Here is a 1,385-nt window from a genome sequence, read left to right on the forward strand (position 1 = left end):
CAGATGTGGACGACCCTCCCTTGCTGGGCACCGAGCAGTAGTTGAGTCGATCGCTTGCTATCAGATGTCCGGCCTGTTTGCGCGGATAAATCCGCTGGCCGAGATGGTGTTCGCTACGCGTGGTCCAAACACATTCGCGACATTATAAACGTGCCAGTGCAATCTTCGGGTGTTCACGCGTCTCGATCCGATCGATCAATCCATCTACTCGTTCCTGCAAGTTCGGCCATCACCCCACTATGGCAGCTATATCTCCGCTCGCCAATTGGGGGCAATCTTCATACCGCCACCATTGCTGGGGGCCGATTGTAAACACCTCCTGACATCATCAATCGCCAGGCGATGCGCGCAAATTTGTTCGCCAGCGCCACCGCAACCAGCTTGGGCGGTTTCCGAATGAGCAACGCTTCCAGCCAGGGCGAGGCTTTGGTTCGCCCTTTTCTGATATGCCTCAGCAAGGCGGTCGCGCCAACGATCAGCGTCGAGCGAATACTGGGATCTCCTGCCTTGGTGATCCCGCCCAAACGAACGCGCCCGCCGGTGGAATGGTCTTTGGGCGTGAGGCCTAGCCAGGCCGCAAACTGCCTGCCTGACCTGAAGCTCTCGGCGGGTGGCGCCTTCATGCTGAGCATGGTGGAGCCAATTGGGCCTACGCCGGGGATCGTGGCGATGCGCCTGCTAAGATCGTCAGCGCGATGCCATACCATCAGCTTGTCCTCGATCTCCTCAAGACGGGCTTCGACGGCTGCATATTCCTTGGCCTGAAAGCGGAAAAGGTCCCGGGCAAGATCTGGCAGTGTTTCATCGTCAAGGATGCGCTCGATCAACGCATTCACGTTTTGGCGCCCGGCGGGGCCCACAATTCCAAACTCTGCTGCATAGCTGCGAATGGCATTTGAGAGCTGCGACTTAACACTGACCAGTCGCTCACGGACCGTCATCAGCATGCAGGCAGCCTGTTGCTCACGGGATTTGACGGGAACGAAACGCATGGATGGCCGGGTAACTGCTTCACAAAGCGCCTCGGCATCAGCCGCGTCATTTTTGCCACGTTTGACATAGGCCTTGACGTACTGAGGCGGAAGCAAGCGGACTTCATGTCCAAATGATTGAAGCATACGAGCCCAGTGGTGGGAGCTCCCACATGCCTCGATCGCGACCAACGCTGGTGGCAGCTTCTCGAAGAAGGCTATCATTTCCCGACGGCGGAATTGCCTGCGCAGAACGACGCCCTCGTTCTCGTCAACTCCATGCAACTGGAAAACGTTTTTGGCTGTATCCATGCCAATCCGCGTGATGGTCTGCATTGCTTCCTCCTATCAATCCTCCGGCGTTATCGCGCCGCAGGTTGTACCTTGATCGGAGGGTCGTCCACACCAACACAT

General features: G+C 57.4%; 1 protein-coding gene. It reads right to left on the minus strand.

Going from position 1 to position 1,385, the window contains the following annotated elements:
• Positions 1 to 278: 278 nt before the first annotated feature.
• Entirely contained in the window at positions 279 to 1,307 is a 1,029-nt protein-coding gene (locus tag SR3_RS30260) for an IS110 family RNA-guided transposase (protein WP_068095131.1), read from the minus strand.
• Positions 1,308 to 1,385: the final 78 nt, after the last annotated feature.

Origin of the sequence: Novosphingobium rosa NBRC 15208 (assembly GCF_001598555.1) — a bacterium.
GTDB lineage: Bacteria > Pseudomonadota > Alphaproteobacteria > Sphingomonadales > Sphingomonadaceae > Novosphingobium > Novosphingobium rosa.

What these genes read in the sequence shown, in the direction of transcription:
- SR3_RS30260 (WP_068095131.1), bottom strand. Translation starts at nt 1,307, where the DNA reads ATGCAGACCATCACGCGGATTGGCATGGATACAGCCAAAAACGTTTTC.